Source organism: Segatella maculosa OT 289 (assembly GCF_000243015.1).
Lineage (GTDB): Bacteria > Bacteroidota > Bacteroidia > Bacteroidales > Bacteroidaceae > Prevotella > Prevotella maculosa.
The window spans coordinates 174808-199828 of record NZ_JH594500.1; the positions used below are offsets into that span (position 1 = coordinate 174808).

At 50.1% G+C, this 25021-nt stretch carries 20 protein-coding genes and 1 tRNA gene; 14 read left to right on the plus strand and 7 right to left on the minus strand.

The annotated features are described in order from the left end of the window. Window positions 1-684 precede the first annotated feature (684 nt). Window positions 685-1890 carry an NADP-dependent isocitrate dehydrogenase gene (locus HMPREF9944_RS00580; RefSeq protein ID WP_008563717.1) on the minus strand — a complete coding sequence of 402 codons (1206 nt, stop codon included), beginning with the start codon at window positions 1888-1890 and terminating at the stop codon, window positions 685-687. A gap of 212 nt (window positions 1891-2102) precedes the next feature. Here HMPREF9944_RS00580 and HMPREF9944_RS00585 point away from each other — a divergent pair, with 212 nt between their 5' ends. After that, window positions 2103-2957 carry an OmpA family protein gene (locus tag HMPREF9944_RS00585; protein WP_008563718.1) on the plus strand — a complete coding sequence of 285 codons (855 nt, stop codon included), beginning with the start codon at window positions 2103-2105 and terminating at the stop codon, window positions 2955-2957. Between the two features lie 185 nt (window positions 2958-3142). Here HMPREF9944_RS00585 and HMPREF9944_RS00590 read toward each other — a convergent pair whose 3' ends face one another. After that, window positions 3143-4417 carry an NAD(P)/FAD-dependent oxidoreductase gene (locus tag HMPREF9944_RS00590; protein WP_008563719.1) on the minus strand — a complete coding sequence of 425 codons (1275 nt, stop codon included), beginning with the start codon at window positions 4415-4417 and terminating at the stop codon, window positions 3143-3145. 12 nt (window positions 4418-4429) lie between these two features. Further along, a complete protein-coding gene (locus tag HMPREF9944_RS00595) occupies window positions 4430-4633 on the minus strand; it encodes a hypothetical protein (RefSeq protein ID WP_008563721.1) in 204 nt (67 codons plus the stop codon). A 507-nt stretch (window positions 4634-5140) separates the two neighbouring features. Between HMPREF9944_RS00595 and dnaG the strand changes: the two genes are divergently transcribed. From dnaG to HMPREF9944_RS00660, 12 genes are all read left to right on the plus strand, one after another. Then, window positions 5141-7063 (plus strand): DNA primase, encoded by a 1923-nt coding sequence (gene dnaG, locus HMPREF9944_RS00600; RefSeq protein ID WP_044113108.1) that lies wholly within the window; start codon window positions 5141-5143, stop codon window positions 7061-7063. A gap of 20 nt (window positions 7064-7083) precedes the next feature. Then, a complete protein-coding gene (gene queD, locus HMPREF9944_RS00605) occupies window positions 7084-7419 on the plus strand; it encodes a 6-carboxytetrahydropterin synthase QueD (protein ID WP_008563724.1) in 336 nt (111 codons plus the stop codon). After that, window positions 7403-7975, plus strand: a complete 573-nt coding sequence (locus tag HMPREF9944_RS00610; protein ID WP_172633965.1) for a 7-carboxy-7-deazaguanine synthase QueE — start codon at window positions 7403-7405, stop codon at window positions 7973-7975. The genes queD and HMPREF9944_RS00610 overlap by 17 nt, the downstream gene beginning before the upstream one ends. Next, window positions 7976-9400 carry a cardiolipin synthase gene (gene cls, locus HMPREF9944_RS00615; RefSeq protein WP_008563727.1) on the plus strand — a complete coding sequence of 475 codons (1425 nt, stop codon included), beginning with the start codon at window positions 7976-7978 and terminating at the stop codon, window positions 9398-9400. It begins immediately after the preceding gene. Window positions 9401-9999: 599 nt separating this feature from the next. After that, on the plus strand, window positions 10000-10242 hold the full coding sequence (locus tag HMPREF9944_RS00620; protein ID WP_008563729.1) for a hypothetical protein: 243 nt from the start codon (window positions 10000-10002) through the stop codon (window positions 10240-10242). A gap of 166 nt (window positions 10243-10408) precedes the next feature. Further along, window positions 10409-12058: a hypothetical protein gene (locus HMPREF9944_RS00625; protein WP_244861081.1), complete on the plus strand. Its 1650-nt coding sequence runs from the start codon at window positions 10409-10411 to the stop codon at window positions 12056-12058. A 294-nt stretch (window positions 12059-12352) separates the two neighbouring features. Beyond that, window positions 12353-13084, plus strand: coding sequence for a DUF6261 family protein (locus HMPREF9944_RS00630; protein WP_008563732.1), 732 nt, complete (start codon window positions 12353-12355; stop codon window positions 13082-13084). A gap of 399 nt (window positions 13085-13483) precedes the next feature. After that, on the plus strand, window positions 13484-14728 hold the full coding sequence (locus HMPREF9944_RS00640) for a sigma-54 interaction domain-containing protein (protein WP_008563733.1): 1245 nt from the start codon (window positions 13484-13486) through the stop codon (window positions 14726-14728). A 26-nt stretch (window positions 14729-14754) separates the two neighbouring features. Beyond that, on the plus strand, window positions 14755-15267 hold the full coding sequence (locus HMPREF9944_RS00645; protein WP_008563734.1) for an LptE family protein: 513 nt from the start codon (window positions 14755-14757) through the stop codon (window positions 15265-15267). Window positions 15268-15271: 4 nt separating this feature from the next. Beyond that, window positions 15272-16093 (plus strand): hypothetical protein, encoded by an 822-nt coding sequence (locus HMPREF9944_RS00650; protein ID WP_008563735.1) that lies wholly within the window; start codon window positions 15272-15274, stop codon window positions 16091-16093. A gap of 7 nt (window positions 16094-16100) precedes the next feature. Continuing rightward, window positions 16101-16451: a preprotein translocase subunit SecG gene (gene secG, locus HMPREF9944_RS00655; RefSeq protein WP_008563737.1), complete on the plus strand. Its 351-nt coding sequence runs from the start codon at window positions 16101-16103 to the stop codon at window positions 16449-16451. A 92-nt stretch (window positions 16452-16543) separates the two neighbouring features. Continuing rightward, window positions 16544-16619 (plus strand) — tRNA-His (locus HMPREF9944_RS00660). A gap of 397 nt (window positions 16620-17016) precedes the next feature. On the opposite strand, the gene HMPREF9944_RS00665 is transcribed toward HMPREF9944_RS00660, so the two are convergent. From HMPREF9944_RS00665 to rlmN, 4 genes are read right to left on the minus strand one after another with little or no spacing between them, the layout of a single operon-like run. Then, window positions 17017-18009 (minus strand): lysylphosphatidylglycerol synthase transmembrane domain-containing protein, encoded by a 993-nt coding sequence (locus HMPREF9944_RS00665; protein WP_008563739.1) that lies wholly within the window; start codon window positions 18007-18009, stop codon window positions 17017-17019. Next, on the minus strand, window positions 18002-19084 hold the full coding sequence (locus HMPREF9944_RS00670; RefSeq protein WP_008563740.1) for a PdxA family dehydrogenase: 1083 nt from the start codon (window positions 19082-19084) through the stop codon (window positions 18002-18004). The genes HMPREF9944_RS00665 and HMPREF9944_RS00670 overlap by 8 nt, the downstream gene beginning before the upstream one ends. Next, complete coding sequence (locus tag HMPREF9944_RS00675; protein WP_008563741.1) at window positions 19074-19673, minus strand: DUF4837 family protein; 600 nt, start codon at window positions 19671-19673, stop codon at window positions 19074-19076. The genes HMPREF9944_RS00670 and HMPREF9944_RS00675 overlap by 11 nt, the downstream gene beginning before the upstream one ends. Next, complete coding sequence (rlmN, locus tag HMPREF9944_RS00680; RefSeq protein ID WP_008563742.1) at window positions 19663-20709, minus strand: 23S rRNA (adenine(2503)-C(2))-methyltransferase RlmN; 1047 nt, start codon at window positions 20707-20709, stop codon at window positions 19663-19665. Before rlmN ends, HMPREF9944_RS00675 begins: the two co-directional genes overlap by 11 nt. Window positions 20710-21272: 563 nt before the next feature. On the opposite strand from rlmN, the gene HMPREF9944_RS12610 reads away from it, so the two are divergent. Further along, entirely contained in the window at window positions 21273-25016 is a 3744-nt protein-coding gene (locus HMPREF9944_RS12610) for a DUF4922 domain-containing protein (protein ID WP_008563743.1), read from the plus strand. Window positions 25017-25021: the final 5 nt, after the last annotated feature.

Genomic DNA, 25021 nt, shown 5'->3' on the forward strand with positions numbered 1-25021 from the left:
CAAAATTACACACGAAATGAGCAAAACCACCTATCACCATCGGACAAAAACTTATCAATATCGGACATTTTGCATGTTCGCCCGACTTATCATTATCGGACATCGACCCCATTTAACCCGCTGAAATATAGTCTTTTACCAGTGATAGGTTTAAACTATTTAACAACTGCTACTTTTTGACATCAAAAGAGACTTGCATGATCATAATGGAATGGAGACTAATAAAAAAGTTTATAGATGGATTTCTAAATATTAGAAAGTAGGTAAAATAACTGAAATTAAAAAACAAGGATCGTAGCTGTAAAAAACACGTGCAAAAGACCTTGCTTTTCGGTTTGTTTCTACCGACAAAAGGCCTAGTCCGATAGATGAAAATCTATACAAAAAGAATATCCCTTGATTTCGGAATTCAAGGTATGAAGAATAAGAAAATGAATAATAAAAAAATTGATTGTCTCACGACAACCAATCTTCTTAACCTTAATAATCTAATACCATGAAAAACACAGTGCAAAGATATATGATAGTTTGCATACTTCCAAATAAAACAAAGAAAAAGAGCTACTCTTTGATACTTTTTAACTAAACTAAAGAGCCCCGCCCCCCCGCCGATTTGGGTTAAATGAGAGGGGAATGTCTGGCACGTGAGAGGGGAAGCAAATTAAAAGAGTGGGAGAGTGGGAGTTATGCTTGCTCCAAGCGGCGTCTGATTTCGCGAATGAATGCAAGGCTGGTCACGGACTGTGGCTCTAAGCCTTCCATGAGGCCCGTGAGGTCTTTGGTAGCAATGCCGTCGTTGAGTGTGCCGAGGCAGGCTTGCTCCAACCGGTCGGCGAATTGTCGCAGGGCAGCGTTCCCGTCGAGTTCGCCGCGCTTGCGCAGTGCCCCGCTCCATGCAAAAATAGTGGCCATAGGGTTGGTACTCGTCTCTTCGCCTCGGAGGTATTTGTAGTAGTGGCGCGTCACGGTGCCATGAGCCGCCTCATATTCGTATTTGCCGTCGGGACTGACCAGTACCGAGGTCATCATGGCCAGTGAACCGAAGGCTGTGCTGAGCATATCGCTCATGACATCGCCGTCGTAGTTCTTGCAGGCCCAGACAAAGCCACCCTTACTGCGAATGACACGGGCCACGGCATCGTCGATGAGTGTGTAGAAATAGGTAATTCCTGCTTGTTCAAAGGTAGCGTGATATTCATTCTCATAGATGTCTTCGAAGATTTGGCGGAATGTTGCGTCGTAGGTTTTGCTGATGGTATCTTTGGTAGCGAACCACAGGTCTTGTCGACAGTCCAATGCATATTTGAAGCAGCTGTGGGCGAACGAACGGATGCTCTTGTCGGTGTTGTGCATGCCTTGAATGATGCCCGCGCCGTTGAAGTCGTGTATTTCTATCTCCTTCGTGCTGCCACTTTGTCCTTCGAAAACGAGTTTGGCCTTTCCTGGCTCGTCCACTTTCATTTCCACGCCCTTGTAAACGTCGCCGTAGGCATGGCGGGCGATAGTGATGGGCCTCTGCCAGTTCCTCACGGCGGGCTTGATGCTCGGAATGGTGATAGGTGTGCGGAACACCGTGCCGTCCATAATACTGCGGATTGTTCCGTTCGGACTTTTCCACATCTTGTGTAGCCGATATTCGTTCATGCGTTGGGCATTGGGCGTAATCGTGGCGCATTTCACGGCCACACCGTACTTCATGGCTGCCAAGGCCGAGTCGGTAGTCACGCGGTCCTCGGTCTTATCGCGGTTGGGCAGGCCGAGGTCATAGTATTCGGTCTTCAGATCAATGAACGGAATAATCAGTTCATCTTTGATCATCTTCCACAGAATGCGCGTCATCTCGTCGCCGTCCATCTCCACCAAGGGAGTTGTCATCTTGATTCTTTCCATACTTCAAACTATTTGATTGTTTGCAAAAATAACAAATTAATTTCAAATCGTCGCGTTTCTCAGTGAAATTGTTTTGAATTAAACCTCTGAGACGGACGTGATAATGTCAGTTAAATAACACTAAAGCCACTCAACATATTTCGCTTTTCACCGTCTATAGTGTATATTTGCATCGATTATCACATCGTCAACAACACTAAAACGGAAGGAATATGAAGAAAAACGTATTTTTGCTAACAATGGTTGCCGGCACGCTGCTGATGAGCGGTTGCGCCAGCAAGAAGGATTTGGAGAACTGCCAGAACGAGAACCGCGAACTGACGGAAAACTATCAGAACGTTAAGGAACAGCTTGCTGCCAGCAAGGCGCGTGTAGCCAGCCTCGAAGACCAGCTTGCACAGCAAAAGAGGAATGCGGCTGCCCTGCAACGCTCGCTCGACAAGAGTCTCTCGAACGCCAATGCCAATAATGTAAACATCTCGAAACTGGTCGACCAAATCAACGAGAGCAACCAGTATATCCGTCATCTGGTGGAGGTGAAGAGCAAGAGCGACTCACTGAATATGGTCTTGACCAACAACCTCACGCGCTCGTTGAGCCGAGAGGAGATGAAAGAGGTCGACGTGCGGGTGCTCAAGGGCGTTGTCTACATCTCGCTGGCCGATAACATGCTCTACAAGAGTGGCAGTTACGAAATCAACGACCGTGCCGAAGAGACGCTCCGCAAGATTGCCAAGATCATTATGGACTACAAGGATTACGACGTGCTCATCGAGGGCAACACCGACAATGTGCCCGTCAATACCGCCGCGCCGTCGATGAAGAACATTCGCAACAACTGGGACCTCTCAGCTCTGCGTGCCTCTTCGGTCGTTCAGTATCTGCAAGACCGATTCGGCGTTGCCCCGAAACGCCTCACTGCCGGGGGCCGTGGAGAGTATAATCCTGTAGCTTCCAACAACACGGAAGTGGGTAAACAGCGCAACCGCCGCACCCAAATCATCATCACGCCCAAGCTCGACCAGTTCATGGACCTGATTGATAAGGCACCCGAGGAGAAGAAATAGAAAGCCCACTCGCGGCCTCTCCCGAGGAAAAGGAGTTGCGAACTTGAAAGCTTGAAAGCGTAAAAGGGTAGAAGCGTAAAAAGAGTAAGGGAGTGAAAGGGTAAAAAGACAGACCTTGTGAACCAAAGTGTTCGCAAGGTCTGTTTGCATTTTCTTCCTTTTTAAGAGCAAGCAAGTCGGAAAGTTCAACTCTCGGCCTTTAATATCAGGCGGAGACTCTGCTTGTAGTTAAAATAGTTCCACATCCAATTCAAGAAAACAACCGTCTTGTTTCTCACCCCAAGGATAGAGCGAAGATGAACGACCAGCCAAAGAAGCCACGCGAAAAAACCGCCAAACTTCAATTTCCCGATCTCTACGACGGCTTTTTTGCGTCCGATTGTGGCCATTGTGCCCGGATTACGATAAACGAACGGACGCGCTGAACGACCCCGCCCAGCAGCAATCAGATTTCTTGCCACATTCGCGGCCTGCTGCAAGGCCACTTGTGCCAACTGCGGATGTCCCTGCGGGTAGGCTTCATCACCCTCAACCAAACATTGGTCGCCTATGGCATACACGTTTGTCATACCCTTGACGCGATTAAAACTGTCAGTTAAGATGCGCCCACCGTGCCCGATACTTTCGACTGGAATGCCCTCTATCCGGTTTGCCTTTATTCCGCTGACCCATATCACGGTCTCTGCATGAATAAAATCCCCGTCTTCCAATATCAGGCTATGGTTTTGATAGTCCGTCACTCTGCAGTCGGCTATGATTTCCACGCCAAGTTCTTTCAAAGCTTTCTCGGCCTTATGGGACGATTTCTCGTCCATCGCACCCAACAGGCGCGGACCGGCATTGATGAGATAGATATGCATTTCGGAAGCATTCAGGTCGGGATAGTCGCGTGGAATAATCGTGCGCCTCATTTCTGCCAAGGCTCCGGCGATTTCCACCCCCGACGGGCCGCCCCCGACGATAGCTATGGTCAATAGCCTCTGCCGCTTTACCTCGTCGTCTTCGGTCTCGGCACGTTCGAGATTTTGGAGAATCGTGTTACGCAGCCGCATGGCCTCGCCGACAGTCTTCATCGAGAGCGCCGAAGCCTCGATATTTTTGTTACCAAAGAAGTTCGTCGTGGCACCGGCGGCCAGCACCAAGTCGTCGTAATGAATGGTCCCGATCGACGTAAGAATAGCTTTTTCCTCGGTATCGATACGCTGAACCTCGGCCATTCTGAAGAAGAAATTCTTCCGATTTTGAAACAATCTTCTGAAAGGAAACGCGATGTTGCTCGGTTCCAAACCCGCAGATGCCACCTGATAAATCAGAGGCGGAAACTGGTTATAGTTGTTCTTGTCCACCAAAACCACCTGATAATCGGTATCGCGAAGGCTCGAGGCCAACTTCAGACCACCCAGTCCGCCACCTACGATGACCACCCTTCGCTGTCCGTTGCGCTTGATATTTGCTCTCATTTGTTTATCATTTTAGTTCATTCGTTGCCATTCGTTCGTTAACCTATTCGTTGCTTTCGTCCATCGTGTCGCAAAAATCGTGCCTAAGTCTTTGTTGGTAACAAATGTTATTTGTCCATTTTTCTTCCCTGATTTTAACACTTTTGGGTATCGCCAAATAGAAAAACTGAAGGCGGAAAATGACCTTTTTTTGGCCGTTTCGCCGATTTTTTTCATAAGGAACAGTGGTTTTTAGTAAAAAGTATATACGTTTTAGTAAAAAAGTATATATGTTTTAGGTAAAAGGTATATACTTTTCTTATAAAAGATACGTACTTTTTAGAGGAAATATACGTACTTTTCACTAAAAATGATAGTACTTTTTATGAAAAACGATGGTACTTTTCAAGTAAAACGATTATACTTTTCGGTAAAAATGACGCAATCTTTTGGCTCACAACGATTTGCAAAAAGGGTCGTAAAACTCGCGTATTTCGGGCCAAAGTAGGCCTCGGTTGAGAAAAAGCGAGCTATGAGAGGGTGTTTGTAAAAGAAATGTCATCAGAAAGAGCGGTTGCGTGCATGGACCGAGCGTGCGTGGTTTGGCGGAACGTCCGGAAGTTTTTTTATTCCGCCCCGTTCCCGACGAGTGTCCTGTGCTGTCGGGCGAGCGGAATGGACGGAAGTATTTTTATGCGAGTGCGCTTTGTTGTTTCGCCGATTTTTATTACTTTTGCCCTATCTATGATAGACAGATTGACAGTTGAACGAATCAAGGAGGCTGCGAACATCGTTGATGTGGTGTCGGAGTTTGTTACGCTGCGCAAGAGTGGCAGTAACTATAAGGGCTTGTGTCCGTTCCACAACGAGAAAACGCCGTCGTTTTATGTGTCTCCGGCCCGTGGCACGTGCCATTGTTTTGGGTGCGGAAAGGGCGGAAATCCTATCGGTTTCATCATGGAGCACGAACAGATGACTTATCCCGAGGCGCTGCGGTGGCTGGCCGGCAAGTATCATATAGAGATAAAAGAGCGCGAGTTGACCGATGAAGAAAAGCAGGAGCAGAGCCTGCGCGAGAGTATGTTCATCGTGAACGAGTGGGCCGCGAGCTATTTCGAGGACGTGCTGCATCATCACGTCGACGGTGTGGCGGTGGGAATGCAGTATTTCCGCACGCGTGGTTTCCGCGACGATATTATCCGCAAGTTCAGATTGGGCTTCGATTTGACCGACCGCCTCGCCCTCGGTCGTATGGCCCGGCAGAAGGGTTATCAGGATGAATTCTTGCTCAAGACCGGAATTTGCTATCGAAACGACGGCGGGGAAATGATAGACCGCTATTCGGGGCGCGTCATTTTTCCGTGGATTGGTATCAGCGGTAAGGTGGTGGGCTTCGGCGGGCGGGTGCTCGATTCGCGCACGAAAGGTGTCAATCAGAAGTATGTCAACTCGCCCGACAGCGATATCTATCACAAGGACCACGAGCTTTATGGCATCTATCAGGCCAAGAAGGCCATTGCGAAGGAAGACCGCGTCTATATGGTCGAGGGCTACACTGACGTGATTTCCATGCACCAGTGCGGTATCGAGAACGTTGTGGCCAACTCCGGGACGGCCTTGAGTATTCATCAAATCCATACGCTCCACCGTTTCACCGGCAACATCACCCTGATCTACGACGGCGATGCTGCAGGCATTCATGCCGCCCTTCGCGGAACAGACATGCTGCTCATGGAGGGCATGAACCTGAAAGTGTTGCTCCTGCCCGACAATGACGACCCTGATAGCTTCGCCCGCAAACATACGGCAGAAGCGTTCAAAAGCTACATCGAAGAGCATGCCACCGATTTCATTCGCTTCAAGACGGCTTTGTTGCTCGACAACGAGACCGACCCGCTGAAACGCTCGGAGGCTATCAATTCGATTGTCACGAGTATTTCGATGGTGCAGAACCCCATTCTGCGCGACACCTATCTGCACGATTGTTCGCAACGCATCGGTATCAACGAAGCCACGCTCATCAATCAAATGAACACGATGATACGCGAAAGGAAGGCCACAGGCTCAATGTCGCCTCAGCAGGTCGTCCCGAATCAACAGGCGCATCAAGTCGGTCGGCCTGCAGGGCAAGCCCATGTGGAATCAAAGGTCGAGCATCTCATGGTGCAGATGGTCATCAAATACGGCGACCGTGTTGTCTTCAATTCTGTCAGCAACGATGGCGGGGAGCCTATTCAGCTGTCGATTGCCGAATATATCGATTACTTCCTCTCGGCCGATGGTTTGGCATTTGAGACTCCGGTCTATAATGAGATCTTGCAGGAGGCTGTAGAGCGAGGACGCGACCGCTCGTTCCGCGCTGAGCCTTACTTCGTGCACCATCAAGATATTCATATTAGTCAATTGGCTGTCAATATGACCGAAGAAAGGTTCAAACTTTCGGAGAGTCAGCAAATGACGAACGACGATGAAAGTCTGCGTAACCGCATCGAACACCTGATGCTCGACTTTAAAATGGAATATGCCGAGAAGCATCTGCGCTTGTTGAAACAGCAGATCGCCAAGGCCTCGCCCGACGATTTGCTGCAACTCATGGCTGAATACAAGGAAATGACGGCCATGCGCAACGACTTGGCAAAGCGGTTGGGCAATAATATTATCGTATAAACCACTTGAAAGATTTGGATATGTATTACATACAAAAGAGTTTCGAGGTATCGGCCTCACATCATCTGAAGCTCTCCTATAAGAGCAAATGCACGAATGTGCATGGGCACAACTGGCACATCACGGTGTACTGCAAAGCACGTGAGCTGAACAAAGATGGCATGGTAGCCGACTTTTCGGAGGTGAAGCGGCTCATACATGGGCGGCTCGACCATGCAGACCTCAACAAAGTACTGCCCTTTAACCCAACAGCCGAGAACATCGCACGCTGGATTACCGAGCAGATACCGACTTGCTACAAGGCGACGGTGCAGGAAAGCGACGGTAATATCGCTACATATGAGGAAGATGTATAGAGTCAACGAAATATTCTATTCATTGCAAGGGGAGGGTAGGAATACCGGTCGGGCTGCAGTGTTTATCCGTTTCAGCGGTTGTAACCTGAAGTGCTCTTTCTGCGATACCGACTTCGATGCATACCGCGAAATATCGGTCGAAGATATCGTTGCTGCTATCCGCCAATGGAAACAGGCTGCTTTTATCGTGCTTACAGGCGGTGAACCTACATTGCAAGCAGACAAAAAGCTTATCGATAGTCTGCATGCAGAAGGCTTCTGCGTGGCTATGGAAAGCAATGGGACCAAGCAGCCGCCACCCGGTCTCGATTGGCTTACTGTGTCGCCGAAAGTACGGCCGGTCGTGACAAGGTGCAATGAATTGAAATGTATCTTCGACGGCCGAAAACCCGTAGACGACTTCGGTATCGAGGCCGACTATTATTACCTGCAACCTTGCGACACGGGAGACGATGTACAGAATAAAGCCCTTACGCAGGCTTGTATACATTATATTATATCACACCCCAAATGGCGTTTAAGCCTTCAAACCCACAAAATGATTGGCTTCAAGTAGATGATTTACGTTCATTGGATCATAATAACATTCTATATAGCCACTGTTGTACTGGCGATGATAGCCGTACTGATGGACAACAGGCAGCCGGCAAAGACGGTTGCTTGGGTTATGGTACTGTGCTTCATTCCGGTCATTGGCATTATCGTCTACTTTTTCTTCGGGCAGAATTTCCGCAAGGAACGCTTCATCAGTCAACGCAGTCTGGACGAACTGACCAAGCGAAGCATGCTCGAATTTGCCGAACAACGCAATCTGCACCTGCCCGAGAAGGGCCGTCAGCTGATGCACCTCTTTGCCAATCAGAGCATGGCGTTACCGTTCAAGGATAACGACGTTGAAATCTATACCGAGGGAAGTGATTTCTTCCTTGCGCTACTCCATGCCATCGGAAGCGCACGGCATCATATTCATATCGACACCTACATCATCGACGACGATGCACTCGGAATGCTCGTTGCCGATGCCTTGACAGACAAGGTGAGGCAAGGTGTTGAAGTCAGGCTCATCTACGACGACGTGGGTTGCTGGAATGTCCGCGATAAGTTTTTCAACCGAATGAAACGCGAGGGCGTCGAAGTCAGGCCCTTCATTCCTGTACGGTTCCCGGCATTGACGGGCAAAGTGAACTATCGCAATCATCGGAAGCTTTGTATCATCGACGGAGAGACGGGTTTCATCGGCGGTATGAATATCGCCATGCGTTATATAAAAGGTGTGAAAGGTCGGCCGTGGCGCGACACTCACATGCGCATCACGGGTGGGGTGGTCTATTCCTTGCAACGTGCATTCCTCATCGACTGGTATTTTGTTGACCGTACCCTGCTGTCCGACCCTCGTTATTATCCCGAGAACACTCACGTCAAGGAAAACAATTGCCTTGCCCAAATTGTCACGAGCAGTCCTATCCAGCCTTGGCCCGACATCATGCAGGGCTATGTGCGTATCCTGCTCGAGGCAAAGCACTATGTGTATATGGAGAGCCCTTATTTCCTGCCGACCGAACCCATTCTCTTTGCCATTCGTACGGCGGCATTGTCGGGTGTCGATGTGCGGTTGATGATACCGATGCATGGCGATGCCAAACTCGTGGAATGGGCATGCAAGTCGTATTTGGGCGAAATTGTAGAAGCCGGAGCCAAGGTATTCCTCTATAAGGCCGGGTTCAATCACTCTAAACTGATGGTCAGCGACGACCACCTGTGCACTTGCGGTAGCACCAACATCGACTTCCGCAGCTTTGAGAACAATTTCGAGTGCAACATCTTCTTTTACGATGAAGATATGGCCTTGCGCATCAAAGCCATTTATCTGCGTGACGAACAGAACTGTGTCGATATCGAAGAGATACGCGACTTCACCCACCGCTCGTTCCTCCTTCGGCTTTGGGAGAGTATCGTCAGATTGCTAAGTCCGCTGCTATAACACCCGCCTTAACATCTAACCCAGTTCTCCCAGAGGGAGGGAGGAGAGGCCTCCCCCGACCCCTCCAAAGGAGGGGAGAGGCTTCCCGCAAGTTCGTACTCCCCTCCTTCGGAGGGGTTGGGGGGGGGTTTTTTTTGGGGAAAGTTTGCTTGTTCCGAAATTTTGCCTTACCTTTGCACGCGATGACAGAAAGTAATCATATATATAAAGGTGTGAAGCCGGTGCAAAGAAACTTTGATTTCTCTGCATCTTTTAACGCTTATTATTTGGCTGGTCCAAATAATTTGCTAACACACACACACACACACACACACACACACACACACACTTAGCGCACCTGGCGTTTAAACGTCTTCACGTACGCGCGCGCGAAGCGCGCGTAATCCCTATAGACAAAGGGCTTAGAAGAGTTCCCTTTGTTCACATATTCGTGTCCCTTTACGAGCAAAAAATGAACGAAATAAGGGAGCAAAATGTAGGGACGCACGGCTCGTGCGTCCGCTTACCACGGTTGACGAGTCATTGGAGCGGACGCACGAGCCGTGCGTCCCTACATGCAAACAGCGCAAATCAAGATAACAACAATAAATATGGAGAATATGGAAAGAAGGAAGCGGGCATACATAACGCCCGAGATTAAGGTTTATCCGATGCAGGAAGACAATCTCTTGCAGGCCGTCAGTGGTCAGCACCAGCACATCGGACAAGGTGGCACGTTTGGTAGTGCAAAGCGAGGTAGTGATGAAGAGTGGGAAGAAGACTCCCCCGAAAGCCTCACCCCCAACCCCTCTCCAAAGGGAGAGGGGAGTGATTACCCAAGCTATAATGTGTGGGAAGAGTAGATAACTAAAAAGCCCACCCCCAACCCCTCCAAAGGAGGGGAGAGCAAACTACCCGCAAGCTCGGGCTCCCCTCCTTTGGAGGTTTCTGTCCCCCGGTGGGGGAACCGAAGGGGGGCTAAAGACTATTGAACGGGGGAGGCTCTTAATAATTATAAAACAAATGAATATGAAAAAATGGATAAAGGCAAGCATGCTGCTCATGGTAGCAATACTGTTTGCAGCTTGTGCCAATGAAGACATTGCGCAAGACAAAAAGAAAGAGAACGGAACCGAAGCACCGAAAGGCAGCGTAGTCTTCGCGACCAATGACACAAAGATTTCGGCAAAGCGTCGGTTCATAGATGAAGACGAGTTTGCCGGTGCGAAGACACGCACGAACATCAAGCACACGCCCGACAAGGGGGCCGACGCCTATTGGACGAGCGATGACTTCATTTGGGTGAAGAAACAAGACGGCACTTGGGTCAAGAGCACGGGCACAACACTGCACGACGGCGGAGCCAGCGCGGAGTTCACCCTGCCCGGCAACAAGACAGACTATGCCAACGGTTGCGAAGTGCGCTACACGGGTATAGGACAAGCCTATTATCATAATAGCCCCTCATACTCAACCATCGGTATTCCTGACAATCAGAGCCGCACGGCAGCTAATGATTTCAGCCATGCCGGAGAGTGGGGCGACTGTGGTTCCGGCAAGGCCTACAATACGGGTAATCCAGACAAATTCAATTTCTCTCTTTCGCATAAGCCAGCTTATCTCTGTTTCCTACCCCGTTGCACCAATGGGGCTCTTGCCCCTAACATACGATTGAAGAGCATCAAAATTAATGCAGAAATACAGTATACAACCACAGGCTTCTTCGCCAATTATAGTGACTTCGACGGTGAAGATATTCGCAACACAGATGGCACCCCTTTTGGAGGAAATATAATCACGGTGACGCTTCCCGACTTCCCGCTCTATACAACCGCGAACCAAGAGGCCAACGCCACCTACCTCGTCGTCCGCCCCGGTAAATACGACTTCAGTATAGAATACACCATCAAAGACCCGACAACTAACGTGGAAATGGCCTTTTCGCAAATGCTCACAAATGTCACGCTCAACAAGGGTGAAATCAACGATATCACGGTCGACTTCTCTCAAAAGTATTATATGTGGGATGCCCGACAGGATTATTGGTATGGACATCTGCTGGCTGACGGAACACCTGACGGTAATACTCCACAAAGCAAGACGGCTGACCCCGAACGGTGGTGCAATGACTACTATCCCGGTCCGGGCATACGGATTGATGCAACACAGAACGAACTATTCAAGACTTTGCCCAACGCCAACGAGTTGTGCTGGTATGTCATGAAAGGCGACCCGCATAGGGGCACCGGTGTTTATGCAGATAACGGTCATCTCGTAACCGGTAGCGGCCTCTGGCTCAGGAAGAAGAGCGCCATCGTGAACTACCTGATCAATACGGAGCACTATCCCGCCACCCTCACGTGGGACGAACTCAAAGAGGGCTATCGGACCTCTGCCACCGCCACTCCCAAAGACGCGCGAGTGACTCTTATGAATCCGATTAATCATAATCTGATCTCCGGAAATCCTGCTCAACTCGATGACTATTTCTTCCTGCCCGTGACGGGTATTTACATCGGGGGGATGCTGTTAGACCCAACCACGTATGGCGGTTATTGGTCGTCGAGTGGTAATCCTCAATACGGCCCCAATGCGTACACTTTAGAATTCACCACCAGTTACGTACTCGTGGGGGATGGTACTCGCACGAGAGGAAGTATGGCGCGACCCTTCGAGTAAACGGCTTGCGCCCCGGGGCGCAAACGCCAAATGGTGGGAAAAGAGGCTTGCGCCCCGGGGCGCAAGTTCCACTTGTTAACCTGCGTTAACATCGCCCTAGGGCGCAAGGCTCACCCGTTAACCTGCGTTAACATCGCCCCGGGGCGCAAGCTTCCCCTGTTAAGCTGTGTTAACGTCGCCCTAGGGCGCAAGTTTCGCCTGTTAAGCTATGTTAACTGCGCCCCGGGGCGCAAATGCTAAAAAGATAATCTTTCGGAGCAATCCGACACATGTTAAACATAAAAACAATAAAAAATGAAAGAAATCATTGAAATTCATCTTGCAAAGCTGACCAACGGTGCGCATTTCGAGTTTATGACTACCGTGTCGAAGCGCGCCAAGGCTGAAAATGCAATCACGTCGAATGCCGTGGCCAAGGCGGCGCTGGGCGCGTTGCAAAGTGCGCTCGACGAGGAGGACCGTTGTCTGGTGCTCTCGCGAAAGAGCCTCTTCACCGATGACATCGAGGCGGCCGACAAGGAGCGCGACAAGCTGTTTTCGGGCTATCGGGCCGCTGTGAAGGGCTTTTTGCACATGCCGGTGGCCGACGTGGCTGCGGCTGCCAAGGTGCTCGAACAGCATCTCAAGGATTATCGCATCGACCCGCAGATGCAGCTCGACCGCGAGACGGGACTCATTGCCAACCTCATCGCCGACTGTGAGGATAAATACGCCGCCGAGGTGACCAAACTGGGCATCACGCCCTACGTGACGGCGCTGAAGGCGGCGAACGAAAAGGTGAGGGCGCTCATCGAGTCGCGCACGAACGAGAATGCGGGAGGTGTGGTCGGTGAGCTGCGCATGGCCCGCCGGCAGAGCGACGAGGCCTATCGCAAGTTCGTGCGCACGGTGAATGCCGTTGCCATACTCGGCGCGGTGGGTGCGCTCGACGAATTCGTCGATTACGTGAACGAGGTGATCAGAAGGTATAAGAAAGGTGCGAAGAAGAACTCCGGAGAGGGTGGAATCGGGCAGCACGGGAATTGAAAGCCCTCAAACCCACCCCCGGCCCCTCCCGAAGGGAGGGGAGAGCGAACAGCGTGCAAACTAATTTGGTGCAAGCTCGGACTCCCCTCCTTCGGAGGGGGCGGGGGAGGTTTCCGGGGGTTGGGGGAGGCTCCTTTGGGGAGGGCGCACGACTTACCTGTATTTAGTCAAAATCAAAATTCACCTTATGATTAACTCGCTTGTCTGTGTGCCCTCCCCGTTTTAATACACACCCGGAAAGCCTCACCCGGCCCCTCCCGAGGGAGGGGAGAGGCGAGATGGTTGACCATAAAGGGGAAAGGGAAAAAAGGTAAAAAAGTAAAAAATAGACCTTGTAAACCAAAGTGTTTGCTAGGTCTATTTGCATTTGTGGAATAAAATATGTAATTTTGCCACTCAATGAATACATCTGAACTGCAAAGAATAAAACAACGCTACAATATCGTAGGTAATTGTGACGGGTTGAACAGAGCCTTGGACATCGCGCTGCAAGTGGCTCCTACGGACTTGTCGGTGTTGATTGTGGGCGAAAGTGGTGTCGGTAAAGAGATTATTCCTCGTGTCATTCACGACAACTCGCCGCGCCGACGCGAGAAATACTTTGCCATCAACTGTGGCTCTATCCCTGAAGGAACGATTGACAGCGAGCTGTTCGGTCATGAGAAAGGGTCGTTCACGGGTGCCGTGGGCGAGAGCGAGGGCTATTTCGGAACGGCAAACAAGGGAACGATATTCCTTGACGAGGTGGGCGAACTGCCGCTTGCCACGCAGGCAAGGCTGTTGCGTGTGTTGGAAACGGGTGAGTATATCCGTGTGGGTGGGCAAAAGATCATGAAGACGGACGTGCGCATCGTGGCCGCAACGAATGTGAACATGCGCAAGGCTATCAGTGAGGGAAGGTTCCGTGAAGATTTGTTCTATCGCTTGAACACGATTCCTATCCAGATGCCTCCACTCAGAGACAGAGGCGAAGACATCGTTCTTTTGTTCAGACTGTTTGCCATGCAGATGGCTGAGAAATACCATTTACCGAAGATTACGCTGAACGATGAGGCCAAGCAATTGCTGCTGCAATACAAGTGGCCGGGCAACGTGAGGCAACTGAAGAACATCACGGAACAGATGTCCGTGCTCAGTGAGAAGCGTGAGATAGATGCTCGCGAACTGTTGCATTTTATTCCTAAAGACACGGAGAGCACGCAGTTGGCCATCATAGGCAAACCCGGTGAGCACTCTTATGAGACGGAACGCGAGATACTGTATAAGATATTATATGAGTTGAGGGGTAATGTCAGCGACTTGAAACGCGACATGAATGTGCTCAAGAAGCAGCTTGACGAGGCGCGTGCCTTGTCTGGTGCACAGGGATTTGCCACACCGCAGGAAACGGCGATTGTGCGCAGGGCAGATGAAAGTCCGTATGCCATTCTCAACCCTGCCGGTCGGCAACCCCAAGCGGCGGCTTATGATGCCTTTGCCGAGGAAATACGCGAACCGGAAAGTCTGAATCTGAATGATTTGGGCAGACAGATGGTTGAGAAAGCCTTGGAACGTAACGGGGGGAACCGCAAGAAGGCTGCGCAGGAACTGGGCATTTCGGACCGGACACTCTATCGACGCATCAAACAATATGGGTTGGAATAATTATTTTACCCGATAATCTTTAACAAATGAAGAGACTGAAATTGATATTGCTCGCTTGTCTGCTTGTCTTGCTTGCGTCGTGTAGCTTCAAAGGCTACAAGTTCAATGGCGCAAGTGTCGACTACAGTAAGACGAAAACGATACAGATTGCCGACTTTCCTATCCGGTCAAGCTATGTGTGGGGACCGATGGGACCGCTTTTCAACAATCGTTTGAAAGACCAGTTTGCCGACCATACGAAGTTGATTCAGGTGAAACGGAACGGCGATATGAAGATTGAAGGTGAAATTACACAATATACGCAGCGTAACAAGGCGGTTACAAGTGAAGGAACTTCGGCACAAACCGAACTTTCAATGACGGTGAATGTCAGGTTCACGAACACCAAGAACCATGCGGAAGACTTCGAAAAGCAATTCACTGCAACTGCTTCCTATGAGACGACAAGGAGTCTGAACTCGGTTCAGGAAGAGCTTGTCATGCAAATGACAAAAGACCTTGTAGACCAGATTTTCAATGCAACCGTAGCCAATTGGTAAACGAATGGATATAAAGCGCCTCATACAGCACCCCGAATACATGGACCGTGAAACTCTTTACGAGCTTCGCAGTCTCGTTGCGCTCCATCCTTACTATCAGACGGCACGCATTCTGTTATTGCAAAACCTTTATATCCTGCATGACCCTGCGTTTGATGAAGAATTGAGGAAGACTGCAATATGCATTACCGACCGTCACATTCTCTTCAATATGATAGAAGCTGCCCATTATAAAGTGTATGCAGAAAAGGCGACACTAACCCGGCAGCAGCTGCATGAAGTGGCAAGCGAGCATGAAGACCGAACGACAGACCTTATCGACACGTTTCTTGATTCAATTCCTGAAGGTAGCGACGGAGAGCCCGTGGAAAAGCAACATCATCCCACTCCTGCAGATGCCACCGTTGACTATGTGTCTTATTTGCTCAGGCTTGAAAAAGAAGAATTGGAACAAAAGCAGCACAAGGAGCAAGATCGTACGACGACACTGATCAACAGTTTCATGGAAGACGGAGGCTTTAACCTACAGACTGATGACGAAGACGAGCTGGAAAAGAACTATCCGACAAGCTACAAAGCAGAGGACTTAGAGGAAGAGACTCCCGCAGCACAAGCCATAGACCATTCAAATACCGAAGCAGAAACCGAGGAAGATAAAGACTATTTCACAGAGACGCTGGCGCGCATTTATATTAAACAGGGACGGTATGAGAAAGCTTTGGAAATTATTAAGCGTTTAAATTTGAATAATCCAAAAAAAAATGCTTACTTTGCAGACCAAATACGTTTCTTAGAGAAATTGATTATAAACAATAAAAACAAATAATAAAGAAATGACTTACACATTATTCGTAGTATTGATTGTCTTGGCGGCCATCTTGATGATACTCGTCGTGCTGATTCAAGAATCAAAAGGGGGAGGCTTGGCTTCAAACTTTTCATCATCTAATGCCATTATGGGCGTTCGCAAGACAACCAATGTGGTGGAAAAAACAACATGGGGAGTGGCTATTGCAATGGTAATCCTCAGCATAGCATGCGCTTATGTGGCTCCACAAGCATCAACAGAGCAAAGTGTCATGGAGAGAAGCGCTACTGAAACACAGACCACAAATCCGACCAATACACAGGGATTTGGTGCAAGCCAGCAGGTTCCGCAAATGCCTCAGACTCCAGCCAAATAAAAATGACAAAAAAGTAAGAGAAAAGTTTGGCAATTACAAACTTTTCTTTTATCTTTGCACCCGCTAAACAACAATAGCAAATCACTTAAAATGGTGGATGTAGTTCAGTTGGTTAGAGCGTCAGATTGTGGTTCTGAATGTCGTGGGTTCGAGTCCCACCCTCCACCCGAAGCAGGAATTCTTATTTAAGAGTTCCCGCTTTTTATTTTAATCTACCTATTGAGACGACTTATCGTTTAGTGTTTCTTACGCTCGTTGTCTCATATCGTTTTATAAGGTACATGAAGTCGGTTTCCAACATGAACATTTTACCGTGCAACAGGGTAGAGGCGGTGATGTAGGGACGCACGGCTCGTGCGTCCGTTCAAGTGGAATTACAAGTGTAGGCGCAGGGTTGTTGGAGTGGACGCACGAGCCGTATGTCCCTACATTATCCACGTTGATAACCAACGACTTGCACCTTGTGTTGCAATCTCGGCCATTTCACCGCGCAATATGGGCTATATTGGGTGGTGAAATCAGTCATATTGTGCGGTGATATGGCTGATATTGGAAAGCCGTATGATTAGGCCTTTTTATCGAATTTGATGAGCAATAGGCCTATTCCCGTCCAAAGCAATTCGCGAAGTCTGACAATCAATGCGATAAAGATACCGGCATTGGCTGATATACCCAATGCCGTCGTCGACATCAGGAAGCCGCCTTCACGCCCTCCCAACTGTAAAGGAATGAAGAAAAGCAGGTTGGCAAAAAGACTGGTGAAGGCAAGAATCAACACGCATTGCAGGAAGTTTGCACTCGGCATGAGTACCAAAAGAATAAAAAACAGCTCCAATGCGGAGCAGAAACGGCACGAAAGCTCTAACAATACGGCCGAAACAAAAGTCTTGGGACTCTGTTTGTGGAGGGCCGATATCTGCCGATCAATGGTGTCAAGTTGCTCCCTATGACTTTCAATGAAAGGCAAAGCCCATCGCTTCAAGAGTGGGATATGCCCTAAGAATTTCATCACACGGTTGGCCAATCCCTTGCGGTAGCCGGAGATAAAGAACCATATTCCCAACACGCAAAAGGCTCCCGTGACAGTCAAGAGCACAGCCATTGGCATGCTGACACGCTGTGTGAAGATAAACAAAAACAGAGAGAGAAGCCAGAACCAAAAGTGACTGAAGATGTGAGTCATGGCATATAAGATGACCGAAGACGAAGCCCTTTCTGGTCCGATCCTTGGAGACAGCGACATGATGCGATAGGGTTCGCCGCCCATCAAGCCGCCCGGCGTGGCATAGTTGAGGGCAAATCCCGATACGGTCAGCTTATACAACCATGCAAAAGACACTTTCTTCTGTCCCTCTTTGCGGTCTTGTGAGTTGATGATGATATACCATGCCGACGTATTAAAGAGGTAAAGGAAAGCCCAAAGCACTACTACTGCGATGAACCAATAGCCTGCATGTCGCAGTCCCTCCCACACTTGATGGAAGTCGAGCTGCGTAATCATGATGCCGAGAACGATGATTCCGAAGATGAAAAAACCGTTCTGATATTTCTTATTCATGTTTTTTCTTTGAAACGGAAAAGCGCACTTTCTCCCCGTCGTCATGCTTTTCGTGATAAAGCTTTTGCAGAGGATGCTGTAAAGGCTCATCATATCGGGCACGGTTGCGATGAATATCAATGGCCATATAAATGGCATGACGGAAAGAACGCTCGTCGGCTACACACTGACCGGCGATGTCGAAACGCACATGACAGTCGGGCTCGGTCGTAATGATGGGAAGATTGGTGTTGAATTTCACTACGCCTTCCGTGGCAAGTGCTTTGATCGAGGGGACTCCTTGGTCGTAAAACATGGCAAGAATACCGTCGAATTCATTGTAATAGTCATTCTCAAAGAATTCGGCTGCCGTATAAGGACCGAATGCCTGCACCCCTGTTTCTATCAGTTCTTTGATGGCCGGCGCAATTATCTCTTGCTCTTCTTTGCCTTGGTTAGGGTTCAGGGCCAGAATGGCAAGGCGTGGATTAGAAATATTAAAGTCTCTGCGAATGGTTTTAAAGAACAATGTGGCCTTGTCCTTCACCAACTCTTTGGTCAATACGCTTGCTATGTCTTTGACAGAAGAGCCTTCTGTCGCCACCATCAAGCGCATCTTGTCGCTGATAAACAAGGTTGCGGCCTTGCTTCCTTCGCCCAAACTGGCTTCTATATACTTGCCGGTGTTACTGAACCGATAGCCGCCAATATGTATATTCCCGTCATCCATGGGGCAGTTGACCAGCACATCGTAGGCATTTTCTCGGTAATCTGTCATGGCTTTGTCGAGAACTTTCAGGGCAGCCATACCGCTTTCAGGCGATGCCACGCCCATTTCTACTTTCACATCTTCGTCAAAGCAGGCGAGCAGATTGACGCGTCCGTCTGTGGCTTCTGCCACATTGTTGATGATGCTGAAGTTTCCTTGAATGTCAAGAACCTTGCGATGGTAGGCCGCAATCTTGGGAGAACCATAGATAATCGGCGTACATAGTTCCAATATTTCAGGCTCGGCAAAGGTCTTGAAGATGAGTTCATATCCGATACCGTTGGTATCACCGTGCGTAATAGCGACACGAATTTTTCTATTTTCCATTGTTTATGATATTTATTGAACCCAGTATGGCACGAAGCTGACTGAGAAGTGTATTCTTTTCGTTGGTTTCGGGCGCATAGAGGAAGCCTTCCGCGATGATGAGCCCGTGCCTGTCAGGCCGTTCATATACGTCGCTGACGAATGGACCACCCATGGCATCGCCTTTCATTTCCCATAATCCTTCATAGCGACCTCGCCTGCTTTTCGGGTAGAAGCGCCCTTTGACAGAGGCCTTGACCGTGGCGACGTGCATGCTGTCTTCCTCTCCTTTAATATTTATCTTCATCACGCTGTCGCGCAACTCGCAGAACCTTTCCACGCTCAACGGCAGTGTGTCGCGGCTGCGAATGCGGTAGAAGACTACGTTCTTCATGCCCGAAGCAGCATTGTTCGACAGCCAAAAGAAGTCTTTTCCCTGCTTGCTCGACTGCATGTCGGCCGGCAACGCAATGGCAAGGTCGAAAGACTTGCGCACCTTTTCTTGCATTTCAGGATTGTCCGCATAGGGACGGTCGAGCCGTTGTATCCGCCTACACGCACTCAGCATGAGCAGTGCGGCCAAAATAAAACCTATCGTCTTACCGTTCATGCCTTATCTCGCCTATCTTTTTTGAGGTGGAAAGCAGGCCGCAGGCTGCGAATATGTCCTCTCCACGACTGGCCCGAATGGTTGTGAACACGCCATGAGCCGTCAGATAGTCGCGCAGCTCCTCCATCTTTTTCTCGTCGGCACCATGTAGCGGCACATCGGGAATCTGATGGAATCGGATCAGATTGACGCGGCAGTCCAATCCCTTCAGTAGCTTTACGATTTCCCGGGCATGGGCCGCAGAGTCGTTGACGCCACCGAAGACAATATATTCAAACGACAGCCGACGCTGCCGGGAGAAGTCATAGTTGCGCAGAAGCTCCACGATTTCCGCGATACTCATACTCTTTTGAGCCGGCATCAATTCGGCCCTTTGCTCAGCAATCGGCGAATGCAAGCTGATAGCCACGTGGCAGTCGCTCTCTTCGAGAAAGCGCTTCAGCTTGTTCTTCACGCCCACGCTACTCACCGTGATACGTTTCGGGCTCCATGCCAGGCCGTAGTCGGCCGTCAGAATTTCCGTTGCTCTCAGAACGTTGTCGAGATTATCCATCGGCTCTCCCTGTCCCATGAACACGATATTCGTCAGCTTGTCCGCCTCGGGCAGCGCATAAATCTGGTTCAGTATGTCGCAGGCATCGAGACTCCCCTCGAACCCCTGCTTGCCCGTCTGACAGAAAAGACAGTTCATCTTGCAGCCCACTTGGCACGAAACGCACAGCGTGGCACGGTCGTTCTCGGGGAGATACACCGTCTCGACGAACTTCCCGCCCGCCACGGGAAACAGATATTTGATGGTCCCGTCCGCGGAGTGCTGCGCGTCGATAGGCGCATGGCAGCCCACGGTGTAGCTCTCAGACAGCCGCGCACGATTGGCCTTGGATATGTCCGTCATCTCGTCAATCTCTTTCACACGATGCACATACAGCCACTTCGCCATCTGCCCGCCCGTGAAGGCCGGCATGCCGAGTTCCTTGCAAACCTGCCGGAGTTCGTCCAAGGTCATGCCCAAAAGTGTCTTCTGCTGAGAAATCATAGTGCAAAGGTAATAAATTAATGTCGAACGGCTTCACGCTCCGACTTGTTTTTTGATGCGAAGACACATGAAACTGCCCGTCCGCGTTTCCGTATGATACTATGGAAATAGGACATTATCGTATGGAAACGTCAGCGCAATAGCACGAAATACATTCTCATACCGCACGGAATGGTCAGCGCAATAGGATGGTTTTTGTTTATCACCATGGAGATAACACCTTATCACCGTGGAGATAAGACTTTATCACCATGGTGATAAGACCTTATCTCCACGGTGATAATCCAAAAAGAACTATTGCAAAAACCGTTCCGTGCGGTATGTGTGTAGTTTCTCTCCTATAGCAATTATAGTTCTTTCGAGTTACAATTATGGTTTTTTCCTATAACAATAATAAATCTCTCTTATGGCAGTTGCATTTTTCACCTAAAGCGAGCCGAACCGGACGCTTATTCAGGATAATTTAGTATCTTTGCACGAAACAAAGCTCCGCCACGGTTTTCCGGCCCTTTGGTCGGCTACTGTACGCAGGGCGTCGGAATACAAGCTAAAAAACATATCGTATGACAGGAAATACAGACTGCTTTCTGTCTTGCGAGAGCCCGGAGGAATTCGGGGAACTCGTCGGGACATTGAGACAGAATAAGGCCGTTGGGCAGATATGCCTTGTGGTCGATTCGAGTAGGGAAACTGACCGTGTGCCCGGCGGCTGTTCGCTGCTCGCTATGGAAAGGCGGTTTTCGACCGATGCAATTTGCAAGATCGGCACGACGGCCAAGGGCGACTACGTGCTTCTTGGTCTGAAATCCACGCCGGTAGTCTTAGGGCAGCACGCTATCGACCGAATGCTGCGCGTGGCTGACGACACTGGCGCAGCTATGGTTTATGCTGATTTTTATTCGGTTGCCGACGGAAAGCGTGAGCCACATCCTGTCATCGATTATCAGGAAGGCAGTCTACGCGACGATTTCGACTTCGGCGCTCTGCTGCTCATACGTACCCGTTTGTTGCACGAATACGCAGCCACTTGCGGACGCGACCCGCGTCATCGCTTCGACTTTGCCGGGCTTTACGACTTGCGCCTCTTTTTAAGCCGCAAGGGTGAACTGTTCCACGTTAACGAATATCTTTATACCGAGCAGGAATACGACACGCGGAAGAGCGGCGAGCGGCAATTCGACTACGTCAATCCGCGTAACCGTATGGTGCAGGCAGAGATGGAAAAGGCCGTGACGTTGCATCTTGAGGCTGTGGGTGCGCTGGTTGACACGCGCCGCTATCGTGAGCCCGACTTCACCGAAGGCAGTTTTGATTGCGAAGCCAGCGTGGTTATTCCCGTGTACAACCGTGAGCGGACCATCGCCGATGCCGTGAAGAGCGCGTTGGCGCAGCAGACGGAGTTTAAGTACAACGTTATCGTTGTTGATAACCACAGTACCGATCGCACGGGAGTTATCTTGTGCGAATTGCACGAAGAGCGGCTCGTTGTCATCAAGCCTGAGCGTACCGATTTAAGCATTGGCGGCTGTTGGAATGTGGCCGTTGACGACGAACGTTGCGGTCGGTTTGCTGTTCAGTTGGATAGCGACGACCTCTATTCTTCGCCGCATACGTTGCAGAAGATTATCGATGCGTTTCATGAGCAGAAGGCTGCCATGATCATCGGGGCTTATCGTATGTGTGACTTCGAACTGAACACGCTGCCGCCGGGGCTTATCGACCATAGAGAGTGGACCGAAGACAATGGCTGTAACAATGCCTTGCGCATCAACGGGCTGGGGGCTCCGCGTGCGTTCTTCACCCCGCTTTTACGCCAGCTCCGCTTCCCCAATACTGGCTATGGTGAAGACTATGCCGTGGGCTTGACCTTTAGTCGCCATTATCGTATCGGCAGAATCTACGACGAACTCTATCTTTGTCGGCGTTGGGGTGGCAACAGCGACGCCGCTTTGAGCATCGAAAAGCAGAATGCCAACAATCTCTATAAAGACCGTCTGCGCACGGTTGAGCTTATGGCCCGCCGCCGTTTGAATGCCGAGAAGGCCGGGGGCGCAATGGATAACGAGCTGAACGACTTCTTCTGTCAACAGCTAAAGCAGTGGGAAGAAGTCCGACAACGCTATCAGGGGCTGCAGGATGTAAAGGTGAAGCAAACGGGGCGACTGCGTGTGCAGTTCAATCCGGCACGCATGGTGAGCACGGGGGCAAAGATTGATAAGCAGACTTTGGAGAAGCGTCCATGCTTTCTCTGCGAGGCAAACAGGCCCGAAGCGCAGCTCACGGAGCACTTCGACGAAGGCTTCGACCTCTTGGTTAATCCGTTTCCCATACTTCCCGCCCACTTCACGCTCCCTGCCCGTAAGCATCGGCCGCAGGCCATCAAGGCAGATTACGGCGAAATGCATAAAGTATTGTCACGCTATGGTAGCCTCATGGTGTTCTACAATGGGCCGAGGTGCGGCGCAAGTGCACCTGACCACATGCACCTGCAAGCGGGAACGGGCGGCTTGGTGCCGTTGCAATGCGAGTGGCGGCGCATGAGTCGCAGTCTTGAGCCTATCTTCGCTTTAGACCGCGATAACGATATCTGCGTGCTTCATGGCTTCGTTGTGCCGGCTCTTGTCATTCGAAGTAAGGACGAGACGGCTGACCGGACGCTCTTTAATCTTGTTTACGAGGCCCTGCCGCAACGCGACGGAGAAACTGAACCAATGATGAACATTGTGAGCTGGCGGGAAGAAGCGTATTATATCTCCGTGATTATCCCACGCGGAAAGCATCGTCCCGATTGCTATTATGCCGAGGGCGAAGAGCAGCTGCTGGTGAGTCCCGGCGCCTTGGATATGTCGGGATTGCTGATAGTCCCACGTGAAGAAGACTTTAACCGGCTGACCGAAACGCAAGCAGAAGCAATTCTGAAAGAGTGCGGCATCACCGATGAGGCCATGCAGCGGGTGGTTGAAAAGCTGAGTGCATACCATTGCGGGCCGAAGATAAAGGGAAGGGCCGACGTGTCGGTAGGTATTGTCAGTGGAAAGCAAATCAAGTTCCGACTCAATGCGCCTTATCTCGTAGATAATAATAAGGTAGAAGGCGAGCAGGAGGTTTCCCTTGCCAACGGGGCCGTGCTATGGAAGGGCAAGTCTTATAGCGGGCTGACTTTCATACCGCAAGCGAATGGTGCCTCTTTCTCGCTTTCCGATGTCACTATCGGAGTTGATTTCCATTGGGAACGCAAAGAGACGCAGACGTTCCTCGGTGCGTTGAAGCTCATTGTTGCGGGCGATAGGATATATGCCGTTAATGAGTTGCCCGTAGAACAATATTTAGAGAGTGTCATTTCGAGCGAGATGAGTGCTACGTCGAGCCTTGAACTGCTCAAAGCTCACGCCGTTATCTCACGCAGTTGGCTGCTGGCACAGATAGAAAAGCGAGAGACCGCGCATGAAAGAAGCAATAAACCTTCTTCATTCATCAGGAATGACAACGAACTGGTGCGCTGGTATGACCGCGACGACCACACGATATTTGATGTTTGTGCCGACGACCATTGCCAGCGTTATCAAGGCATCACAAAAGCGACAAGTAAACAAGTGGCCGAGGCAATCAGGCAAACCAAAGGGCAAATCCTGACGTATGATGGTGAGATTTGCGATGCCCGTTTCTCTAAATGTTGCGGTGGTGAGACCGAAGAGTTCCGATATTGCTGGGAGAACATTCGCAAGCCTTATCTCGTTGCCTTGCGAGATGCGCCACACGACGAGGCGATCGACTTGACCATTGAGGCAAATGCCGACCGCTGGATACGCTCCAATCCGGAGAGTTTCTGCAACACGCACGACGCAAAAGTGCTTTCCCAAGTGCTTAACGACTATGACCAAGAGACGGCAGACTTCTACCGTTGGCGCGTTGAATACACGCAGGAAGCACTCTTCCGCTTGATAAATGAGAAGCTGGAGACAGACTTCGGGCACATCGTCGACCTTGTTCCGGTAGAGCGTGGTACGAGCGGGCGTCTCTCCAAACTCAGGATAGTGGGCGAGAAGAAGACCCTTACCATCGGCAAAGAACTTGAAATCCGCCGTGCTTTAAGCAAGAGCCATCTCTACAGTTCGGCTTTCGTCGTTGATGCGTTCGGCCGCGATGCGCAGGGCGTCCCACAGCGCTTTGTCCTCACGGGAGCAGGGTGGGGACATGGAGTAGGCCTCTGTCAGATTGGGGCTGCGGTCATGGGAGCGCGCGGATATGCCTATGATGCCATCTTGCTCCATTATTATAAAGGTGCAACCATTCAAAAAATCTACTAAAAACC

Coding starts and splice junctions, on each gene's coding strand:
- HMPREF9944_RS00580 (WP_008563717.1), bottom strand. CDS start 1,890: ATGGAAAGAATCAAGATGACAACTCCCTTGGTGGAGATGGACGGCGAC.
- HMPREF9944_RS00585 (WP_008563718.1), top strand. CDS start 2,103: ATGAAGAAAAACGTATTTTTGCTAACAATGGTTGCCGGCACGCTGCTG.
- HMPREF9944_RS00590 (WP_008563719.1), bottom strand. CDS start 4,417: ATGAGAGCAAATATCAAGCGCAACGGACAGCGAAGGGTGGTCATCGTA.
- HMPREF9944_RS00595 (WP_008563721.1), bottom strand. CDS start 4,633: ATGAAAAAAATCGGCGAAACGGCCAAAAAAAGGTCATTTTCCGCCTTC.
- dnaG (WP_044113108.1), top strand. CDS start 5,141: ATGATAGACAGATTGACAGTTGAACGAATCAAGGAGGCTGCGAACATC.
- queD (WP_008563724.1), top strand. CDS start 7,084: ATGTATTACATACAAAAGAGTTTCGAGGTATCGGCCTCACATCATCTG.
- HMPREF9944_RS00610 (WP_172633965.1), top strand. CDS start 7,403: ATGAGGAAGATGTATAGAGTCAACGAAATATTCTATTCATTGCAAGGG.
- cls (WP_008563727.1), top strand. CDS start 7,976: ATGATTTACGTTCATTGGATCATAATAACATTCTATATAGCCACTGTT.
- HMPREF9944_RS00620 (WP_008563729.1), top strand. CDS start 10,000: ATGGAAAGAAGGAAGCGGGCATACATAACGCCCGAGATTAAGGTTTAT.
- HMPREF9944_RS00625 (WP_244861081.1), top strand. CDS start 10,409: ATGAAAAAATGGATAAAGGCAAGCATGCTGCTCATGGTAGCAATACTG.
- HMPREF9944_RS00630 (WP_008563732.1), top strand. CDS start 12,353: ATGAAAGAAATCATTGAAATTCATCTTGCAAAGCTGACCAACGGTGCG.
- HMPREF9944_RS00640 (WP_008563733.1), top strand. CDS start 13,484: ATGAATACATCTGAACTGCAAAGAATAAAACAACGCTACAATATCGTA.
- HMPREF9944_RS00645 (WP_008563734.1), top strand. CDS start 14,755: ATGAAGAGACTGAAATTGATATTGCTCGCTTGTCTGCTTGTCTTGCTT.
- HMPREF9944_RS00650 (WP_008563735.1), top strand. CDS start 15,272: ATGGATATAAAGCGCCTCATACAGCACCCCGAATACATGGACCGTGAA.
- secG (WP_008563737.1), top strand. CDS start 16,101: ATGACTTACACATTATTCGTAGTATTGATTGTCTTGGCGGCCATCTTG.
- HMPREF9944_RS00665 (WP_008563739.1), bottom strand. CDS start 18,009: ATGAATAAGAAATATCAGAACGGTTTTTTCATCTTCGGAATCATCGTT.
- HMPREF9944_RS00670 (WP_008563740.1), bottom strand. CDS start 19,084: ATGGAAAATAGAAAAATTCGTGTCGCTATTACGCACGGTGATACCAAC.
- HMPREF9944_RS00675 (WP_008563741.1), bottom strand. CDS start 19,673: ATGAACGGTAAGACGATAGGTTTTATTTTGGCCGCACTGCTCATGCTG.
- rlmN (WP_008563742.1), bottom strand. CDS start 20,709: ATGATTTCTCAGCAGAAGACACTTTTGGGCATGACCTTGGACGAACTC.
- HMPREF9944_RS12610 (WP_008563743.1), top strand. CDS start 21,273: ATGACAGGAAATACAGACTGCTTTCTGTCTTGCGAGAGCCCGGAGGAA.